Origin of the sequence: Vibrio sp. 1874, from assembly GCF_033344395.1 — a bacterium.
Taxonomy (GTDB): domain Bacteria; phylum Pseudomonadota; class Gammaproteobacteria; order Enterobacterales; family Vibrionaceae; genus Vibrio; species Vibrio alginolyticus.
In genome coordinates, this window is record NZ_JAWPOR010000004.1 from 337,043 (window position 1) to 354,083 (window position 17,041).

The window sequence follows — 17,041 nt, forward strand, 5'->3', positions numbered from 1 at the left end:
GTGAATCCTCCTTTCGATTCGGCTTCCTTTCTCAAGACAGTAACTCATCAGCCCGGCGTTTACAGAATGTACAACGCCGAAGCTGTTGTAATCTACGTAGGTAAAGCCAAAGACCTTAAAAAGCGCCTTTCAAGCTACTTTCGAAAAAAAGTAGACAGTGAGAAAACTCGCGCGCTTGTCAGTAATATCGCCAAAATAGACGTCACGGTGACTCACACTGAGACAGAAGCGTTGATCTTAGAGCATAACTACATCAAGCAGTATTTACCGAAATACAATGTGTTGCTGCGAGATGATAAGTCTTACCCTTATATCTTTATTAGCGGTCATAAGCACCCACGGCTTTCTATCCACCGTGGCGCCAAGAAGCGCAAAGGTGAATATTTTGGCCCCTACCCAGATTCTGGTGCAGTAAGAGAAACATTGCATTTGCTGCAAAAGATATTTCCTGTGCGCCAGTGTGAAGACACTGTCTATTCCAACCGAACGCGCCCATGCTTGATGTACCAAATTGGCCGTTGTGCAGGGCCATGCGTTGATACCATCATTTCTGATGAAGAATACGCAGAGTTGGTTGGCTTTGTGCGCATGTTTTTGCAAGGCAAAGACCAGCAAGTACTCAAACAACTGATCGAGAAAATGGAAGTTGCCAGTCAGCAATTGCGCTTTGAAGATGCCGCTAAATTCCGCGATCAAATTCAAGCGATTAGACGTGTTCAAGAGCAGCAGTACGTCTCAGAAGACAGCATGGATGATATGGATGTACTCGGGTTTGCTCAGGAGAATGGTATCGCGTGTATCCATATCCTGATGATACGCCAAGGCAAAGTGCTTGGTAGCCGTAGCCATTTTCCGAAAATCCCACAAAATACAAGCCAGCAGGAAGTGTTCGATAGTTTTCTGACTCAATACTATTTGAGCCATAACGAAGCACGCACGATTCCTTCTCGTATTATTTTGAATCAAGAGTTGGCAGAAGATATCGCGCCAATACAGAAAGCGTTAAGTGAAGTTGCAGGTCGTAAGGTTCATTTCCATACCTCGCCAACTGGCTCTCGAGCAAGGTATCTCAAGCTTTCGAACACGAATGCACTAACGGCGATTACCACCAAAATCAATCACAAGATGACGATTAATCAGCGTTTTCATGCGCTTCGCGAAACATTGAAGTTGGAGTCTATAGCTCGAATGGAATGTTTTGATATCTCCCATACGATGGGGGAAAGCACGATTGCGTCATGTGTTGTGTTCAACAACGAAGGCCCCGTAAAGCAAGAGTATCGTCGCTACAACATTACTGGGATTACCGGTGGTGATGATTACGCAGCAATGGGACAAGCGTTGGAGCGCCGTTATTCGAAGCAATTAAACGTAGAGAAAATTCCCGACATCATCTTTATCGATGGCGGTAAAGGTCAGTTAAATCGTGCGCATGACATCATTTCGCAGTACTGGGGGGATTGGCCAAAGCGTCCTATCATGATTGGTATTGCAAAAGGCGTTACTCGCAAACCAGGTTTAGAAACGCTGATTACAGTCGATGGGGACGAGTTTCATTTACCAAGCGATGCTCCTGCGCTGCATCTTATTCAACATATTCGTGATGAAAGCCATAACCATGCTATAGCGGGGCACCGTGCTAAGCGAGGTAAAACCAGACGTACGAGTGCACTCGAAGGGATTGAGGGAATCGGCCCTAAACGACGTCAGGCGTTACTCAAGCACATGGGTGGGTTACAAGAACTTAAACGTGCAAGTGTCGAAGAAATCGCCAAAGTACCGGGAATAAGTCACTCTTTAGCAGAAATTATTTTCCAAGCATTGAAACAATAAGGAAAATCGCGCAACATTAAGCCGCAATGTGTAAGAGAATAATAAAATGCGTTTGAATATCCCGAACATTCTGTCTCTTCTTAGACTGTTCCTAATCCCTGTTTTTGTGGTTGTCTTTTATCTACCTTATTCATGGGCACCGTTTGCAGCAGCAATGGTGTTTTGGGTAGCGGGTTTTACTGACTGGCTTGACGGCATGTTGGCCCGTAAACTTGGCCAAACTTCTCGTTTTGGCGCGTTTATTGATCCTGTCGCTGATAAAGTGCTAGTGGCAACGGCATTGATTCTAATCACGGAACATTATCATTCAATTTGGGTGACCATTCCTGCGGTAACGATGATTGCGCGAGAAATCATTATCTCAGCATTGCGAGAATGGATGGCTGAAATCGGTAAGCGAGCAAGTGTTGCGGTATCTTGGGTTGGCAAAGTAAAAACTGTTTCGCAAATGTTCGCCTTATGGGTGTTGATATGGCGTTACGATGAATGGATGGTTTGGCTAGGCTTTGCGGCCTTGTATGTGGCAACTTTCTTGACATATTGGTCAATGATTCAATATTTGGCTGCTGCGAAAGACGATCTGTTGAATGAAGAGCACCATTAAATTCTGATGTTAGAAAGCAGGCTTAATAGCCTGCTTTTTTGTATCTAAGACAATCTACAGCATTTTTTGGCTTCTCTCGCTTTTCAATGCTTGCTAACGGCCATGTTTGCAATTTGTATCTGGGGCTTTTGCTTCGATAGAGTTCTATTTGTGATCTAAGTCTTGTTTTTGTCCTTGGAGAGTCTTAGAGAGGCGAGTCTTCTGATTATTAATACTTCAATGCACGCAACGCACGGCCAGCAGTGTAAGGCGTAGCCAAAGTTTTATGATAAACAAGTGTATTTAAGCGATTTTTAGTATTAAAACTAAGCAATCCATCGTCTTTCGCACAAATTCTAGTCAAACGATTTAAAAAAATAAAAATAGTGTTGACTCGATCGCTCGAATCCGTAGAATGCATCCCGTACCCAAGAGAGCACGGCTCGAAAGGGTGGTGAAAAAGCTTAGCTTTATTCACAAATGAGGCGCCTTGGCAGAGTGGCTATGCAGCGGATTGCAAATCCGTGGACCTCGGTTCGACTCCGGGAGGCGCCTCCATTATTCTTTTGAGAGCGAATGGCTTTCGAGAAAAATGCGACACTAGCTCAGTTGGTAGAGCGCAACCTTGCCAAGGTTGAGGTCACGAGTTCGAACCTCGTGTGTCGCTCCAAATTTTATTGATATGGCATTTAGCGGTATCAGATGGTGTTTTACTTTTCTGTAAAGGCATCACAAAGAATATTTGTGTGCCCTGGTGGTGGAATTGGTAGACACAAGGGATTTAAAATCCCTCGACGTTCGCGTTGTGCCGGTTCAAGTCCGGCCCGGGGCACCATCTCATATTAAATGCGACACTAGCTCAGTTGGTAGAGCGCAACCTTGCCAAGGTTGAGGTCACGAGTTCGAACCTCGTGTGTCGCTCCAGATTTAAGGCCTAACATGAAAATGTTAGGCCTTTTTCGTATTTTTTTGAAAATCTCAAACTTCTTTTCTGTCACAGACTTCGTTAAGTAGCGAACCCTTTGTCTCATTGACTCAAGTGATTGTTCATTCTGCCATTGCAAAACATCTTAGCTATTCCTACTAGTCTATGTTTAAACCATCACTTGTGGTGAATAACCACTCTTACTTCAGGCAAAGCTGTGACGAGAATGCTATGTTTTTAAATGTTCCGGATATAGAAAGGAATGTTTTACGATTAAGCAGCACAACCTTAAACCTCTGTTGGATGAGGTGATGATATCTCAAGAATATTTGTTTAAATAACAGCTGTTTGAGAGAAGCAGAAAAGCATAGCTCATGAATATGAACATGCGAGTTACGATGGGGTATGTTTTGTTGTGATTTACATCACTGTTACTAATATGAAAAATCGTTGCCAGAAGATTTTATTTTGTGATAAATTCGCGCGCAATCTCGGAGCGTAATTAACAACGTTTGATCTCTGGGGGATACGCGTAGTGACCATTCAAGCTGATTGTGACACTGCGTAGGGTAGGTATCGGCAAAGCCTTTTGTCGATAGACGGGATACTAATGCTGTAAACGCGGCATATTAATGGGAAACCCAACATTGAAACCTTTGAATAAACACACACTAATCAGCTTCATACTGCCGAAATGTCCTGTTTTACAAAACGGGTGCATTACAGAACCTTGATTAATCCCTTTTACATATAAAGCCGCGAGTATCGTGGCGGATGATCTGTATTTGTCATTTATGCACTGACAAATGCGGAGGGGTATTCACACCTCCTGTAATTTCATTCTAATGATTATTAATACAGGATACAGAATTATTATAATTCAAGGGATTATGTAGTATGAGCACTGCCTTTGAAGTCGATAGCAATATCGCAAACATTTTTTCGTCTCAGGTTCCTATCGTTGAGGGAACGTATGACTTAACGCCAGATCAAGTATTGATTGATCAGGCTGAGCATGAATCTGAAGTACGTTCTTATCCACGTCGTTTGCCGATCGCAATTAAAAAAGCCTTTGGGTGCTTGGTTGAAGATACGCGTGGACAGATCTTTCTAGACTGCCTTGCGGGGGCAGGCACTCTAGCTTTGGGGTATAACCATCCTGAAATAAACCAAGCGCTGAAAGAGCAATTAGATTCAGGACTGCCATATCAGACGCTAGATATTGCAACATCAGCAAAAACGACGTTTATTCAATCTGTTAAATCTTTTCTTCCTCAAGAGTTAAGCGAGAACAGCGTTATCCAATTTTGTGGCCCGTCTGGAGCTGATGCGGTTGAAGCTGCTATCAAGCTCGCGAAACAAACGACAGGTCGTAATACCATGTTTGCCTTCCGTGGCGCATACCATGGTATGACTAATGGTACGATGGGGATGATGGGTAACTTAGGCACGAAAGCGCGTCGAACTGGTTTGATGTCGGATGTGCACTTTATGCCTTTCCCATACAACCTGCGTTGTCCTTTTGGGCTTGGCGGTGATGAAGGTGCGAAAGCAAGTATTCGCTATATCGATCGTCTTTTAAACGATGATGAGTCAGGCATTATGAAGCCTGCCGCGATTATCGTGGAGCCAGTGCAAGGTGAGGGTGGTGTTGTTCCTGCGCCAGCATTCTGGCTACGAGAGTTACGTCGTATTTGTGATGAACACGGTATCTTACTGATCTTCGATGAGATCCAGTGTGGTGTTGGTAAAACTGGCTACAATTTCGCGTTCGAAGAGTCGGGCATTGTTCCAGATATTCTGTGTTTATCAAAAGCAATTGGTGGTGGCTTACCAATGTCGCTATTGGTTATCAACAAGCAACATGATACATGGAAGCCGGGCGAGCACACAGGTACATTTCGTGGTAACCAGCTAGCTATGGTCTCTGGTGCGAAAGCATTAGAAATTATCCAGCGTGATAATCTTGTTGAGCATGCCAATATTGCGGGTCAGTACCTGCGCTACGGCCTTGAAAGTATTCAAAAGCGTGTGAACTGTATCGCAGAGGTTCGTGGCAAAGGTTTGATGCTAGGCGTGGAGATTAAAAATCCAAACGGTGAGCTCAATAAATTTGGTGAACCTCAAGCGGATAGTGAACTCACACTTTCTATTCAACGCGCAGCACTCGAGCGTGGCTTGATCGTTGAGAAAGGTGGACGCGAAGGCGCAGTAATTCGTTTCCTTCCTCCTCTTATCATCTCGTTTGAACAAATCGACTTTGCTTTACGTGTATTTGAAGACGCGATTTTAGCGGCTGGCGGTAGTCACATCGAAACTCAGCCACAAGATGAATGGAAGAAGCATTTCATCCACACTGGAGAGATGGGCAGCAATGAATTTGCTTCGGTGATGAATCACACTACTACGGCAATGAAGTCAGTGTTTGAACAAGTGACTGCACCGTATTCAGGTATGGATCCAAAAGCATTGGAAGCAGCGATTCACGACGTTGATCTTGATAATGGAAATGCGCCTCTTAAATCCGTTATCGACGATGCTGCTGAGCTGGTCGCGAAAAACGCAATTTTTACTCAACATCCAGATTGTATTGCTCACCTACATACTCCACCGTTGATGCCAGCGATTGCGGCAGAGGCAATGATTGCGGCTTTGAACCAGTCGATGGACTCATGGGATCAAGCTTCATCAGCGACTTATGTTGAACAGAAAGTTGTGAACTGGCTATGCGATAAATACGAGTTAGGTGCAAAAGCGGACGGTATCTTCACGAGCGGCGGCACGCAAAGTAACCAAATGGGTTTGATGCTTGCGCGAGATTGGATTGCTGACAAACTCAGTGCACACTCAATTCAAAAGCTTGGCCTTCCTGAATACGCAGACAAGCTACGTATTGTATGTTCGAAAAAATCCCACTTCACGGTTCAAAAATCAGCGTCTTGGATGGGATTGGGTGAAAAAGCGGTCATGACCGTCGATGCTAATGCCGATGGAACGATGGATGTCACTAAATTAGACGAAGTTCTCAATCAGGCCAAAGCAGAAGGTTTGATCCCATTTGCCATTGTTGGTACAGCGGGTACAACGGACCACGGTGCTATTGATGACTTAGACTTTATCGCCGATATCGCAGCGAAACATGACATGTGGATGCACGTCGACGGTGCATACGGTGGAGCTCTGATTCTAAGTAGCCAAAAAGCGCGTCTGAAAGGTTGTGAGCGTGCACATTCCATCAGCGTAGACTTCCATAAGCTGTTTTACCAAACCATCAGTTGTGGTGCGCTATTGGTAAATGACAAGTCTAACTTTAAATTCCTGCTTCACCATGCAGACTATTTGAACCGCGAACACGACGAACTACCGAACTTGGTGGATAAGTCTATTGCGACAACTAAGCGCTTTGATGCGCTCAAAGTGTTTATGACGATGCAAAGCGTAGGGCCAAAAGCCCTAGGCGATATGTATGATCATTTGCTTGAACAGACGCTTGAAGTGGCGGACATGATTCGAGATAACAAACACTTTGAGTTGTTGGCTGAACCATCACTATCTACGGTTCTGTTCCGCGCGACACATGAATCAGCGGATCTTGATGAACTGAACAAAACGTTGCGCTTAGAAGCGTTAACACGCGGTATCGCGGTATTGGGTGAAACCATTGTCGACGATAAAACTGCATTGAAATTTACGATTTTGAACCCGTGTCTGACGACGGCGGACTTTGAATCTTTGCTCTCAAAAATCAATACGCTAGCGGCAGAGCTAGTTTAACAAAGGTAACGGAAAACTATGGCAATTCTACAGATTGGTGCAGGCGGCGTTGGCTGGGTAGTTGCACATAAAGCAGCACAAAACAACGACGTTCTGGGTGATATCACAATCGCATCACGTACCGTAGGTAAGTGTGAGAAAATCATCGAATCGATTCAGAAGAAAAACAATCTGAAAGATTCAACTAAGAAATTAGAAGCGCGAGCGGTAAACGCGGACGACGTAGATTCTTTAGTTGCTTTAATTAAAGAAGTACAACCTGACTTAGTGATCAACGCAGGTCCTCCTTGGGTGAACATGTCTATTATGGAAGCATGTTACCAAGCTAAAGTGTCATACCTTGATACATCTGTTGCGGTTGATTTGTGCTCTGAAGGCCAACAAGTACCTCAAGCTTACGATTGGCAGTGGGGTTACCGTGAGAAGTTTGAAGAAGCCGGCATTACAGGTATTCTTGGTGCTGGTTTCGATCCGGGCGTAGTATCGGTGTTTGCCGCATACGCAGTGAAGCATCTGTTCGATGAAATCGATACTATCGACGTAATGGATGTAAACGCAGGCGACCACGGTAAGAAGTTCGCAACTAACTTTGATCCAGAAACGAACATGCTTGAGATTCAAGGCGATTCGTTCTACTGGGAAAACGGCGAGTGGAAACAAGTACCTTGTCACTCACGTATGCTTGAGTTTGAATTCCCGAATTGTGGTTCACACAAAGTGTACTCAATGGCGCACGACGAAGTTCGATCTATGCAAGAGTTCATCCCGGCGAAACGCATCGAATTCTGGATGGGCTTTGGTGACCGTTACCTAAACTACTTCAATGTGATGCGCGACATCGGTCTACTCAGCCCAGATCCACTAACGCTTCACGACGGTACGGTTGTTCAACCTTTGCACGTGCTAAAAGCACTACTACCAGATCCAACATCACTCGCACCAGGCTACACTGGCCTAACGTGTATCGGTACTTGGGTTCAAGGTAAGAAAGATGGTAAAGAGCGCAGTGTATTTATTTACAACAACGCTGATCACGAAGTCGCATACGAAGATGTTGAACACCAAGCTATCTCATACACCACTGGCGTACCAGCGATCACTGCGGCTTTGCAGTTCTTCCGTGGCAAGTGGGCAGACAAAGGCGTGTTCAACATGGAACAACTAGATCCAGACCCATTCCTAGAAACCATGCCATCTATTGGTCTAGATTGGCATGTTCAAGAACTGGAGCCAGGACAACCTGTTATCCATAAATTGAAGTAAGAATTTAGCGACTCTTATTTGTACGTTTAAGCCGATGCACTTGCGTCGGCTTTGTTCGATTTTATAGGGCCTTTGCTAAGGCGAAGGGACGTAAGGTATCAAAATGCAACAAAACGAACTAAAAACGCCATACTTCATGATCAATGAAGACAAGCTGATTGAGAACCTAGAGAAAGCAAAACAGCTAAAAGATATCTCTGGTGTGAAGCTTGTATTAGCACTGAAGTGCTTCTCAACATGGGGTGTATTCGACATCATCAAGCCTTACCTAGACGGAACAACAAGTTCTGGCCCGTTTGAAGTGAAGCTTGGCTACGAAACGTTCGGCGGTGAGACACACGCATACAGTGTGGGTTACAGCGAAGATGACGTTCGCGATGTGGCGGACATCTGTGACAAGATGATCTTTAACTCTCAGTCACAGCTAGCGGCTTATCGTCATATTGTCGAAGGTAAAGCATCGATTGGCTTGCGCCTAAACCCAGGTGTGAGCTATGCAGGGCAAGACTTAGCAAACCCAGCGCGTCAATTCTCTCGTCTTGGTGTTCAAGCTGATCACATCAAACCGGAAATTTTTGATGGTATTGATGGCGTAATGTTCCACATGAACTGTGAGAACAAAGACGTGGATGCGTTTATCGGCTTACTCGATGCTATTTCAGATCAGTTTGGCGAGTACCTAGATAAGCTGGACTGGGTAAGCATGGGCGGCGGCGTGTTCTTCACATGGCCGGGGTACGATATCGAGAAGTTAGGGTTAGCACTTAAAGCGTTCTCAGAGAAACACGGCGTACAAATGTATTTAGAGCCGGGTGAAGCGATAATTACTAAGACAACTGATCTCGTTGTAACAGTGGTTGATATTGTAGAGAACGTAAAGAAGACGGCGATTGTCGATTCAGCCACAGAAGCTCACCGCTTAGATACGTTGATCTACAATGAGCCAGCGTCAATTCTTGAAGCATCTGAAAATGGTGAACATGAGTATGTGATCGGCTCGTGCTCTTGTTTGGCTGGTGACCAGTTCTGCGTGGCGAACTTCGAACAGCCTCTAGAGATAGGACAGCGTCTGCATATTCTAGATAGTGCCGGTTACACCATGGTGAAACTGAACTGGTTTAACGGTCTACGTATGCCGTCGGTCTACTGTGAACGCTCGAATGGTGACATTCAAAAACTGAATGAATTTGACTACTCTGATTTCAAACGTTCACTGTCTCAGTGGTCAGTGAAATAAAACGTATTGAGTATTAGAACGACAAAGAGCAGCTGAATTGCTGCTCTTTTTATTGGGGAAGCGTTAAAGGTATGCAGTTAGCTTTCTACAATTACACGAGTGTCTTCACTCAGAGATTCTAACTCATTGGCTATGTCTTCAATTTCTAGCTCGCTAGGTAGTTTTATCGCCATTTTAGCGCTGAATAAGCTAGAGCTTACCCCTCCGCCTCCAGCAATGAATACACGCTGACAATCCATATCTAAAATTGAGATACCTTGATTATCGAGAACGTGAGTAATTTCATTCACAATACCCGCTCTATCGTTGGCATCTAAACGAAGTTGGAAGATAGTGTCTTCACGATATGAGTGAGGCTCAGAGTCGACGAACCTAACAACAAGAGTCTGACAAGAAGAGAACGCTTGTTTAACGATGTCGACATTTTCTCTTGGAAGCTCTACTTTGATGACACCTGCAACTTGGTCTTCGATAAAGTTTACTTTGCTGATCAGCCATTTCCCGCCGTTTTCGTGTGTGATTGCAGCGAGCTCTTTAATCGTGGCGGGTGACGCTTGTCCGACAAAATTAACAATAAATACGGTGTTCATAATGTCCCCTCCTGGAATCAAGGTTTGGACGCAGTACGAATAAACGTGCTACTTAAGTTATTGGAATAAATCCTTTTATTTAGTGTAGGTGCTAAGGGCAGGTAATGTTTGATGAAAGTCAATTTTTAACACTAATTCGTGATGGAAATAATTAAAATAATGTTCAGAGCACAAAAAAGCAGCCATCGTAAGGCTGCTTTTTACCGAGTATCAACTTAGGATTAGAACGTTACTTTTAACTCGACACCATAAAATTGACTGTCATAGTTTGCGCCTGCGTCCATGGCGAATTTTGCAACATCTTGATTTCCAAACCAAGGTGATGAATTGAATTGTAGTTCTGCACTACCGCCCCATGCATCAGTTACCCAATAATGAATATGTCCAACAGGGTTTAAGAAGAAGAGCGAAACATCACCTGCGGTTTCAGAGCCCATAACTTCGCCGCCGTTGGCAATAATGTCTTGCTCAGCCGTTAACATCATTTCACCAACAACAGCACCAAAGAATGGTGTGATAAAAATATCCTGCCAAGATGGTACTTCTGCGAACGCCTCCACGCCATACTCCCAAAAGAACGTCGACATAGTTGCGGAGTACAAAAACGACTGAAATTCATTATAGCCAGCGTGACGTGCTGCCGTGTAGTAAACGCCGCCAAAATATGGGTGCATGATGTAGTTGAGGACATGTTCATCGCGATCCCAAACGGGGCCGTCAGAGACATTATCTTTCCACTTTTGCCCCAACTTACTCATGTCTCGGTCTTCTTCGTCCCATTTGGTGATACTTTCTGGAAGAAAAGTCATCATGCCTACGGTCGCGATACTGAGACCTAGAATGGTGTAGGTTTGACCCATCAGATAATCCCAGTCTTTATCTTGAGGGATGATGAGATGTTTAGGCTGAAGCCCTGCGTCAAGGTTTAGCGAATCATCATTATTCTGTTCATACATAACACCGCGATTTTGAGCCTCGAAGGTGTACAGAGTCGTCGTTTCGCAGTAACCTGACAAACAATCAGGTGTGTAAGAAAACTCTGTATGACGGCTTAGGTCATAGTGACTTGCGTGCGCAAGCGCTGACGAAGCCAAGCAAAGGCCTGTTAGAGTCGTCTTGAACATGGATGATTTTGACACAAAGGTCTCCGAGTTAATGGTGTATGTTCGGGCTCGTAATTATCCCTCAAAACATCAATCATTTAAACACTTGACCCTTATTTAGTCCCAACAAACCTCGGCGAGATTTGTCCAAATAAAAAGAAAAATAAGCGCTATAACGAAAATAGGATTGTGCTTACGTTCAGGAGTCAGTTGTGAAAATAGCATTGCTTAGTACTGGTGAGGAAGTCCTCCACGGTGATATTGTTGATACTAATGCGGCATGGTTGTCTAGCCTGTTTTATCAACATGGATTTGGCTTAACAAAGCGCTCAACGGTTGGCGATAGCCTATCGAGTTTGGTTGAAGAGTTTTTAATGCTCAGTTTTAACAACGATGTGGTTATTGTTAATGGTGGTTTAGGCCCTACAACGGATGACATGAGTGCTGCCGCCGCCGCGAGAGCCGCCGATTGTAAACTGGTGCTATTCAAAGAGTGGTTGCAGCATCTAGAAAGTTTGTATGCTCGACGTGGCATCCCTATGCCGGACAGTAATTTAAAGCAAGCGATGCTGCCAGAAACAGCAGAGATATTGGACAACCCGATAGGCACTGCTTGCGGTTTCAAAATGCTGATTAATGATGCCATTTTTTATTTCACACCGGGGGTACCAAGTGAATTTAAGCTCATGGCAGAGACGCAAATTCTTCCCGATCTGAGAAGAGTGTTTCCAGATGTGCAAGGTTCATGTTGTAGCCGAATCTACACGTTTGGTCTGTCTGAATCCGGTATTTCAGATAAGCTAGATCAGCTAAAACTTCCTCAAGGCTATGAGCTAGGGTATCGCTCTTACTTGCCTTTTATTGAAGTGAAACTTTTTGGTCCTTCAGATCAGCTTGAACAGCGTTTGAAACTAGTACAGATAATTAATAAACACCTTGAGAGTAATACCGTTAGTATTGACTTACCTATGGTTGAAAATGTCGGCCAGTTGTTGGTCGATAAAGGACTAACAGTGTCGACCTCCGAAAAAAGTAGCGGAGGATACTTAACGTACTGGCTAAACGGTGATGAAAACGCTGAAAAGCAACTAGGGCATGGTTGGATACTACCGAGCCTGACTCAAGCGATGGCCAACAGCGGAGATCCATTAGCGGAAACGTTTGCTCTGGCTGGTGCTACGCGAGAGAAGTGTGGGACGGATTTATCACTCGTTACTGGCCATATTGAAGAGGGTGTTTTTTCCGTCGCTTTATCGACACCGTCAGGCGAGTGGGGAGCGTTATATAAACTCTCGAAAAAGTATCAGCGCAGTGATCAAGTTAAAGTGATCAGCACGGCAGCATTAGACTTGTTGCGTCGCTACCTAGAACGTAAACCGATGTTTGCGCATTATGCATTTTTAGAGAAAGTTAAAGAGATGCACCTCCCGAGCAGTGCTTTATAACCAAAGCTCTATACAGTAGTCTGAGAGACAAAACACAGAGACAAAAAAGCCAACGTGATTACCTTGGCTTTTGCATTTTATACCGTCGAGTCAACGTTATGCGCGCTGCTTTTCTTTCATCGCGTAGTTAACGCCGCTAAGTGACAAATCTGATTTTGCTTTACAGATACAAGGTAATATTTCATCACTTTGTGTGTAAGCCATGGCAAAACCAACATACTCCACTTCACCAGACTCCAATTTGCAGCGACAGGCGCCGCAGTGCCCATCACGGCAGTTGTATTCTGGTAATAGGCCAGCTTGCTCCATTGTTTCCAAAATCGTATTGGAAGGGTTGGATTCAATGCTGATCAGTTTGTTGATTTTGAGTGTTGCCATTACAGCTCGAATCCTTCGAAGTCATCTGCGCGAACTTCATTGTCAATTTGACCCACAAGGTAAGAAGAGATTTCTGCTTCTTGAGGCGCAACTTGAACGTTATCTGAAGACAACCAAGCGTTAATCCATGGAATTGGGTTAGTTGTTGCTTCTGGATACGCTGCTGGTAGACCTACCGCTTGCATACGAATATTTGTGATGTATTCAACGTATTGGCTTAGGATGTCTTTGTTTAGACCGATCATAGAGCCATCTTTGAATAGATACTCTGCCCACTCTTTTTCTTGCTCAGCCGCTTCTTTGAATAGGTCAAAACAGTCCTGTTTTGCCTCTTCTGCGATTTGCATGAAAGTGAAGTCATCTTGACCGTTACGTAGCAGGTTGATCATGTGCTGCGTGCCATTTAAGTGAAGTGCTTCGTCACGAGCGATCAGCTTGATGATTTTCGCGTTACCTTCCATTAGTTCGCGTTCTGCGAAAGCGAAAGAACATGCGAAACTGACGTAAAAACGAATAGCTTCTAATGCGTTAACAGACATCAAACAGATGTACAGCTTCTTCTTAAGATCGTACAGACTAACCTTAACCGTTTCACCGTTAAGGACATGCTCACCTTCACCGTAGCGATGGTAATCATTCGTCGCTTGAATCAAATCGTCGTAGTAGTGCGCGATGTCTTTTGCACGCTTCAGAATGTGCTCGTTCTCAACGATATCATCAAACACTACAGCAGGGTCGTTCACGATGTTACGAATAATGTGTGTGTAAGAACGAGAGTGAATCGTTTCAGAGAAAGACCAAGTCTCAATCCAAGTCTCTAGTTCTGGTAGAGACACAAGCGGCAGCAGTGCCACGTTAGGGCTGCGGCCTTGGATAGAGTCAAGAAGCGTTTGGTACTTCAAGTTAGAGATGAAGATGTGCTTCTCGTGATCTGGCAGTTTGTTGTAATCGATACGGTCGCTAGATACGTCTACTTCTTCTGGACGCCAGAAGAAAGAAAGTTGTTTCTCGATAAGTTTTTCGAAAATCTCAAACTTTTGTTGGTCGTAACGTGCAACGTTTACTGATTGACCTAGGAACATTGGTTCCTTCAATTGGTCATTCTTTTTTTGGTTAAAAGTACTGTAAGCCATAATGCCTCAATTCCTTTTAAACCTCCCCGTAAGGGGGAGGTTATCGATAGTCTGTCTTTACGGGTTCGCTAGGTACGGGAAGATTAAATCTTACAACCGCCGCCAGCACAATCGTCATCTTGTGGTTGAACAGCGTCTTTCTGTTCATCTTTCGCGCCATCACGAGTGTTGTGGTAGTAAAGCGTTTTCACACCAAACTTATACGCTGTTAGCAGGTCTTGAAGTAGTTTCTTCATTGGAACCTTGCCAGTCTCGTAACGTGACGGGTCGTAGTTAGTATTAGCAGAGATAGCTTGGTCAACAAACTTCTGCATAATACCCACAAGGTGCAGATAACCGTCGTTCGAACCGATATTCCAAAGCAGTTCATAGCTGTCTTTAAGTTCTGTGAACTCTGGTACAACTTGCTTCAGGATACCGTCTTTCGAAGCTTTTACTGAAACGTAACCACGTGGTGGCTCAATACCGTTAGTTGCGTTTGAAATCTGAGAAGAAGTCTCAGAAGGCATTAGTGCAGTCAGTGTTGAGTTACGTAGGCCGTGCTCCATAATTTCTTTACGTAGGCTGTCCCAGTCGTAGTGCAGCGCTTCGTCACAAATTAGGTCGATATCTTTCTTATACGTATCAATCGGCAGTAAGCCTTTCGCGTAGTTCGTCTCGTCGAATGAAGGACACTTACCTTGTTCTTTCGCCAGTGCTACAGATGCTTTCAATAGGTAGTACTGCATTGCTTCGAACGTACGGTGAGTTAGGCCGTTCGCGCTACCGTCAGAGTATTTCACGCCATTCTTCGCTAAGTAGTAAGCAAAGTTAATCACACCAACACCTAGCGTACGACGGTTCATAGTCGATTTGTATGCCGCTGGTAGAGGGTAATCTTGGTAATCAAGCAGTGCATCTAACGCACGAACAACAAGATCGGATAGCTCTTCGAAATCATCTAGAGACTTGATAGCACCTAAGTTGAATGCAGAAAGCGTACACAGTGCGATCTCGCCTGAGTCATCTTCAACGTTAGTTAATGGTTTCGTTGGCAGTGCGATTTCTAAACATAGGTTCGACTGACGAACTGGAGCGACTTCAGAATCAAATGGGCTGTGAGTATTACAATGGTCCACGTTCTGGATGTAGATACGACCCGTTGATGCACGCTCTTGCATTAGCAGAGTGAACATTTCAATCGCTTTAACCGTTTCTTTCTTGATTGAAGGATCGTTCTCGTACTTCACGTATAGACGCTCAAACTCTTCTTGGTTTTCGAAGAATGCGTCGTACAGACCAGGTACATCAGATGGTGAGAATAGCGTAATATTGCCGCCTTCAACTAAACGTTGGTACATCAGTTTGTTTAACTGAACACCGTAGTCCATGTGACGAACACGGTTTTCTTCAACACCACGGTTGTTCTTAAGTACCATTAGTGAGCGTGCTTCACCGTGCCACATTGGGTAGAACACAGTAGCTGCGCCACCACGTACACCACCTTGTGAACAACATTTTACTGCTGTTTGGAAGTACTTGTAGAACGGAATACAACCAGTGTGGAATGCTTCACCACCGCGAATCTCTGAGCCTAATGCACGGATACGACCTGCGTTGATACCAATACCAGCGCGCTGAGATACATAACGAACAATTGAGCTTGCTGTTGCGTTAATAGAATCAAGACTGTCTCCACACTCGATCAGAACACATGAGCTGAACTGGCGAGTAGGGGTACGCACGCCAGACATAATTGGCGTAGGTAGAGAAATCTTAAATGTCGATGTCGCATCGTAGAAACGTTTGATGTAATCAAGACGTGTCGCTTTTGGATATTTCGCAAATAAGCACGCTGCTACAAGGATGTATAAGAACTGAGCACTTTCGTAAATTTGGCCCGTAACACGGTTCTGTACGAAGTACTTACCCTCTAGCTGCTTAACTGCCGCGTATGAGAAGTTTAGGTCGCGTTTATGGTCGAGGTACGCATCAAGTTCGTCGAGTTCTGCTTTTGTGTAGTCTTCTAGAATATGTTGATCGTACTTACCCATATCGACGAGGCGAGACACGTGATCATAAAGCGTTGGTGGCTCGTATTGGCCATACGCTTTTTTACGCAGATGGAATACCGCTAGGCGAGCAGCTAGGTATTGGTAATCCGGAGTCTCTTCAGAGATCAGGTCTGCCGCAGACTTGATGATTGTCTCGTGAATATCTGTCGTTGTGATGCCGTCGTAAAACTGGATGTGAGCGCGAAGTTCTACTTGAGAAACCGAAACATTATCTAGACCTTCTGCAGCCCAAGTGATAACGCGGTGGATTTTATCCAGATCGATACTTTCTTTACGGCCATCACGCTTGGTGACGGTAAGTTGTTGGTTCATTCTGCTTTATTTCCCTAAGAAAACTGATAAAAGCCGTATTTTTGTTTGTTTATGTGCAATATGAGTAAAGCTTGCGGCGGCTTTGTGATCAAAGTCTATCTATATATTGTCGCTTAAACACAACATATAGGGGTTCATTTGTTTGCGGGTTACAAGATAGTGCTATTACACTGATTTATCAAGGTACAGTTCGGGGATGACTTGTGGATAACTGACAAAATGAAAAAAATCAGTAAGTGAACACTAACCGATGAGAAAAGGGCAGACTTGAATGGTTAAAAGTACGGTTTCGAGATCGGTTTAGAAATAACCGCATGCAAAAATATTTTCCTTGATCTTTGGCCGTTTTTATCTACGAAAAATGGCTTGGTCAAAATGGAATCTAGAGCACGAATTTTAGCCATAAAAAGA

The 17,041-nt window shown here is 44.3% G+C and carries 11 protein-coding genes and 4 tRNA genes; 10 read left to right on the forward strand and 5 right to left on the reverse strand.

Going from position 1 to position 17,041, the window contains the following annotated elements; genetic code table 11:
- From uvrC to nspC, 9 genes are all read left to right on the forward strand, one after another.
- Positions 1–1,833, forward strand: coding sequence for an excinuclease ABC subunit UvrC (gene uvrC, locus R8N46_RS11380; RefSeq protein ID WP_115386158.1), 1,833 nt, complete (start codon positions 1–3; stop codon positions 1,831–1,833).
- Between the two features lie 46 nt (positions 1,834–1,879).
- Positions 1,880–2,437 carry a CDP-diacylglycerol--glycerol-3-phosphate 3-phosphatidyltransferase gene (gene pgsA, locus R8N46_RS11385; protein WP_005394805.1) on the forward strand — a complete coding sequence of 186 codons (558 nt, stop codon included), beginning with the start codon at positions 1,880–1,882 and terminating at the stop codon, positions 2,435–2,437.
- Positions 2,438–2,900: 463 nt separating this feature from the next.
- A tRNA-Cys gene (locus R8N46_RS11390) sits at positions 2,901–2,974 on the forward strand.
- Between the two features lie 36 nt (positions 2,975–3,010).
- Positions 3,011–3,086: transfer RNA gene (locus tag R8N46_RS11395), tRNA-Gly, on the forward strand.
- Positions 3,087–3,164: 78 nt separating this feature from the next.
- A tRNA-Leu gene (locus tag R8N46_RS11400) sits at positions 3,165–3,251 on the forward strand.
- Between the two features lie 13 nt (positions 3,252–3,264).
- Positions 3,265–3,340 (forward strand) — tRNA-Gly (locus tag R8N46_RS11405).
- 898 nt (positions 3,341–4,238) lie between these two features.
- On the forward strand, positions 4,239–7,115 hold the full coding sequence (locus R8N46_RS11410; RefSeq protein WP_115386157.1) for a pyridoxal phosphate-dependent class III aminotransferase: 2,877 nt from the start codon (positions 4,239–4,241) through the stop codon (positions 7,113–7,115).
- 18 nt (positions 7,116–7,133) lie between these two features.
- Entirely contained in the window at positions 7,134–8,378 is a 1,245-nt protein-coding gene (locus tag R8N46_RS11415; protein ID WP_012841628.1) for a carboxynorspermidine synthase, read from the forward strand.
- A 103-nt stretch (positions 8,379–8,481) separates the two neighbouring features.
- Positions 8,482–9,615 carry a carboxynorspermidine decarboxylase gene (nspC, locus tag R8N46_RS11420; protein ID WP_025767273.1) on the forward strand — a complete coding sequence of 378 codons (1,134 nt, stop codon included), beginning with the start codon at positions 8,482–8,484 and terminating at the stop codon, positions 9,613–9,615.
- A gap of 77 nt (positions 9,616–9,692) precedes the next feature.
- On the opposite strand, the gene R8N46_RS11425 is transcribed toward nspC, so the two are convergent.
- Together R8N46_RS11425 and R8N46_RS11430 are read right to left on the reverse strand one after the other, a co-directional pair.
- Complete coding sequence (locus R8N46_RS11425) at positions 9,693–10,205, reverse strand: glycine cleavage system protein R (RefSeq protein ID WP_017636131.1); 513 nt, start codon at positions 10,203–10,205, stop codon at positions 9,693–9,695.
- Between the two features lie 221 nt (positions 10,206–10,426).
- Positions 10,427–11,329, reverse strand: coding sequence for a DUF3943 domain-containing protein (locus R8N46_RS11430; RefSeq protein ID WP_005376815.1), 903 nt, complete (start codon positions 11,327–11,329; stop codon positions 10,427–10,429).
- Between the two features lie 191 nt (positions 11,330–11,520).
- On the opposite strand from R8N46_RS11430, the gene R8N46_RS11435 reads away from it, so the two are divergent.
- Positions 11,521–12,753 (forward strand): CinA family nicotinamide mononucleotide deamidase-related protein, encoded by a 1,233-nt coding sequence (locus R8N46_RS11435; RefSeq protein ID WP_213972438.1) that lies wholly within the window; start codon positions 11,521–11,523, stop codon positions 12,751–12,753.
- A gap of 96 nt (positions 12,754–12,849) precedes the next feature.
- Here R8N46_RS11435 and yfaE read toward each other — a convergent pair whose 3' ends face one another.
- From yfaE to nrdA, 3 genes are all read right to left on the reverse strand, one after another.
- Positions 12,850–13,131 carry a class I ribonucleotide reductase maintenance protein YfaE gene (gene yfaE, locus R8N46_RS11440; protein ID WP_005376817.1) on the reverse strand — a complete coding sequence of 94 codons (282 nt, stop codon included), beginning with the start codon at positions 13,129–13,131 and terminating at the stop codon, positions 12,850–12,852.
- A complete protein-coding gene (gene nrdB, locus R8N46_RS11445; protein ID WP_005376818.1) occupies positions 13,131–14,264 on the reverse strand; it encodes a class Ia ribonucleoside-diphosphate reductase subunit beta in 1,134 nt (377 codons plus the stop codon). The genes yfaE and nrdB overlap by 1 nt, the downstream gene beginning before the upstream one ends.
- An 83-nt stretch (positions 14,265–14,347) precedes the next feature.
- Positions 14,348–16,630, reverse strand: coding sequence for a class 1a ribonucleoside-diphosphate reductase subunit alpha (gene nrdA, locus R8N46_RS11450; RefSeq protein ID WP_005376819.1), 2,283 nt, complete (start codon positions 16,628–16,630; stop codon positions 14,348–14,350).
- Positions 16,631–17,041 lie beyond the last annotated feature (411 nt).

Excerpts from the sequence above, each read along its gene's own strand:
- pgsA (WP_005394805.1), top strand. The coding sequence starts at position 1,880 with ATGCGTTTGAATATCCCGAACATTCTGTCTCTTCTTAGACTGTTCCTA.
- R8N46_RS11410 (WP_115386157.1), top strand. The coding sequence starts at position 4,239 with ATGAGCACTGCCTTTGAAGTCGATAGCAATATCGCAAACATTTTTTCG.
- R8N46_RS11415 (WP_012841628.1), top strand. The coding sequence starts at position 7,134 with ATGGCAATTCTACAGATTGGTGCAGGCGGCGTTGGCTGGGTAGTTGCA.
- nspC (WP_025767273.1), top strand. The coding sequence starts at position 8,482 with ATGCAACAAAACGAACTAAAAACGCCATACTTCATGATCAATGAAGAC.
- R8N46_RS11425 (WP_017636131.1), bottom strand. The coding sequence starts at position 10,205 with ATGAACACCGTATTTATTGTTAATTTTGTCGGACAAGCGTCACCCGCC.
- R8N46_RS11430 (WP_005376815.1), bottom strand. The coding sequence starts at position 11,329 with ATGTTCAAGACGACTCTAACAGGCCTTTGCTTGGCTTCGTCAGCGCTT.
- yfaE (WP_005376817.1), bottom strand. The coding sequence starts at position 13,131 with ATGGCAACACTCAAAATCAACAAACTGATCAGCATTGAATCCAACCCT.
- nrdB (WP_005376818.1), bottom strand. The coding sequence starts at position 14,264 with ATGGCTTACAGTACTTTTAACCAAAAAAAGAATGACCAATTGAAGGAA.
- nrdA (WP_005376819.1), bottom strand. The coding sequence starts at position 16,630 with ATGAACCAACAACTTACCGTCACCAAGCGTGATGGCCGTAAAGAAAGT.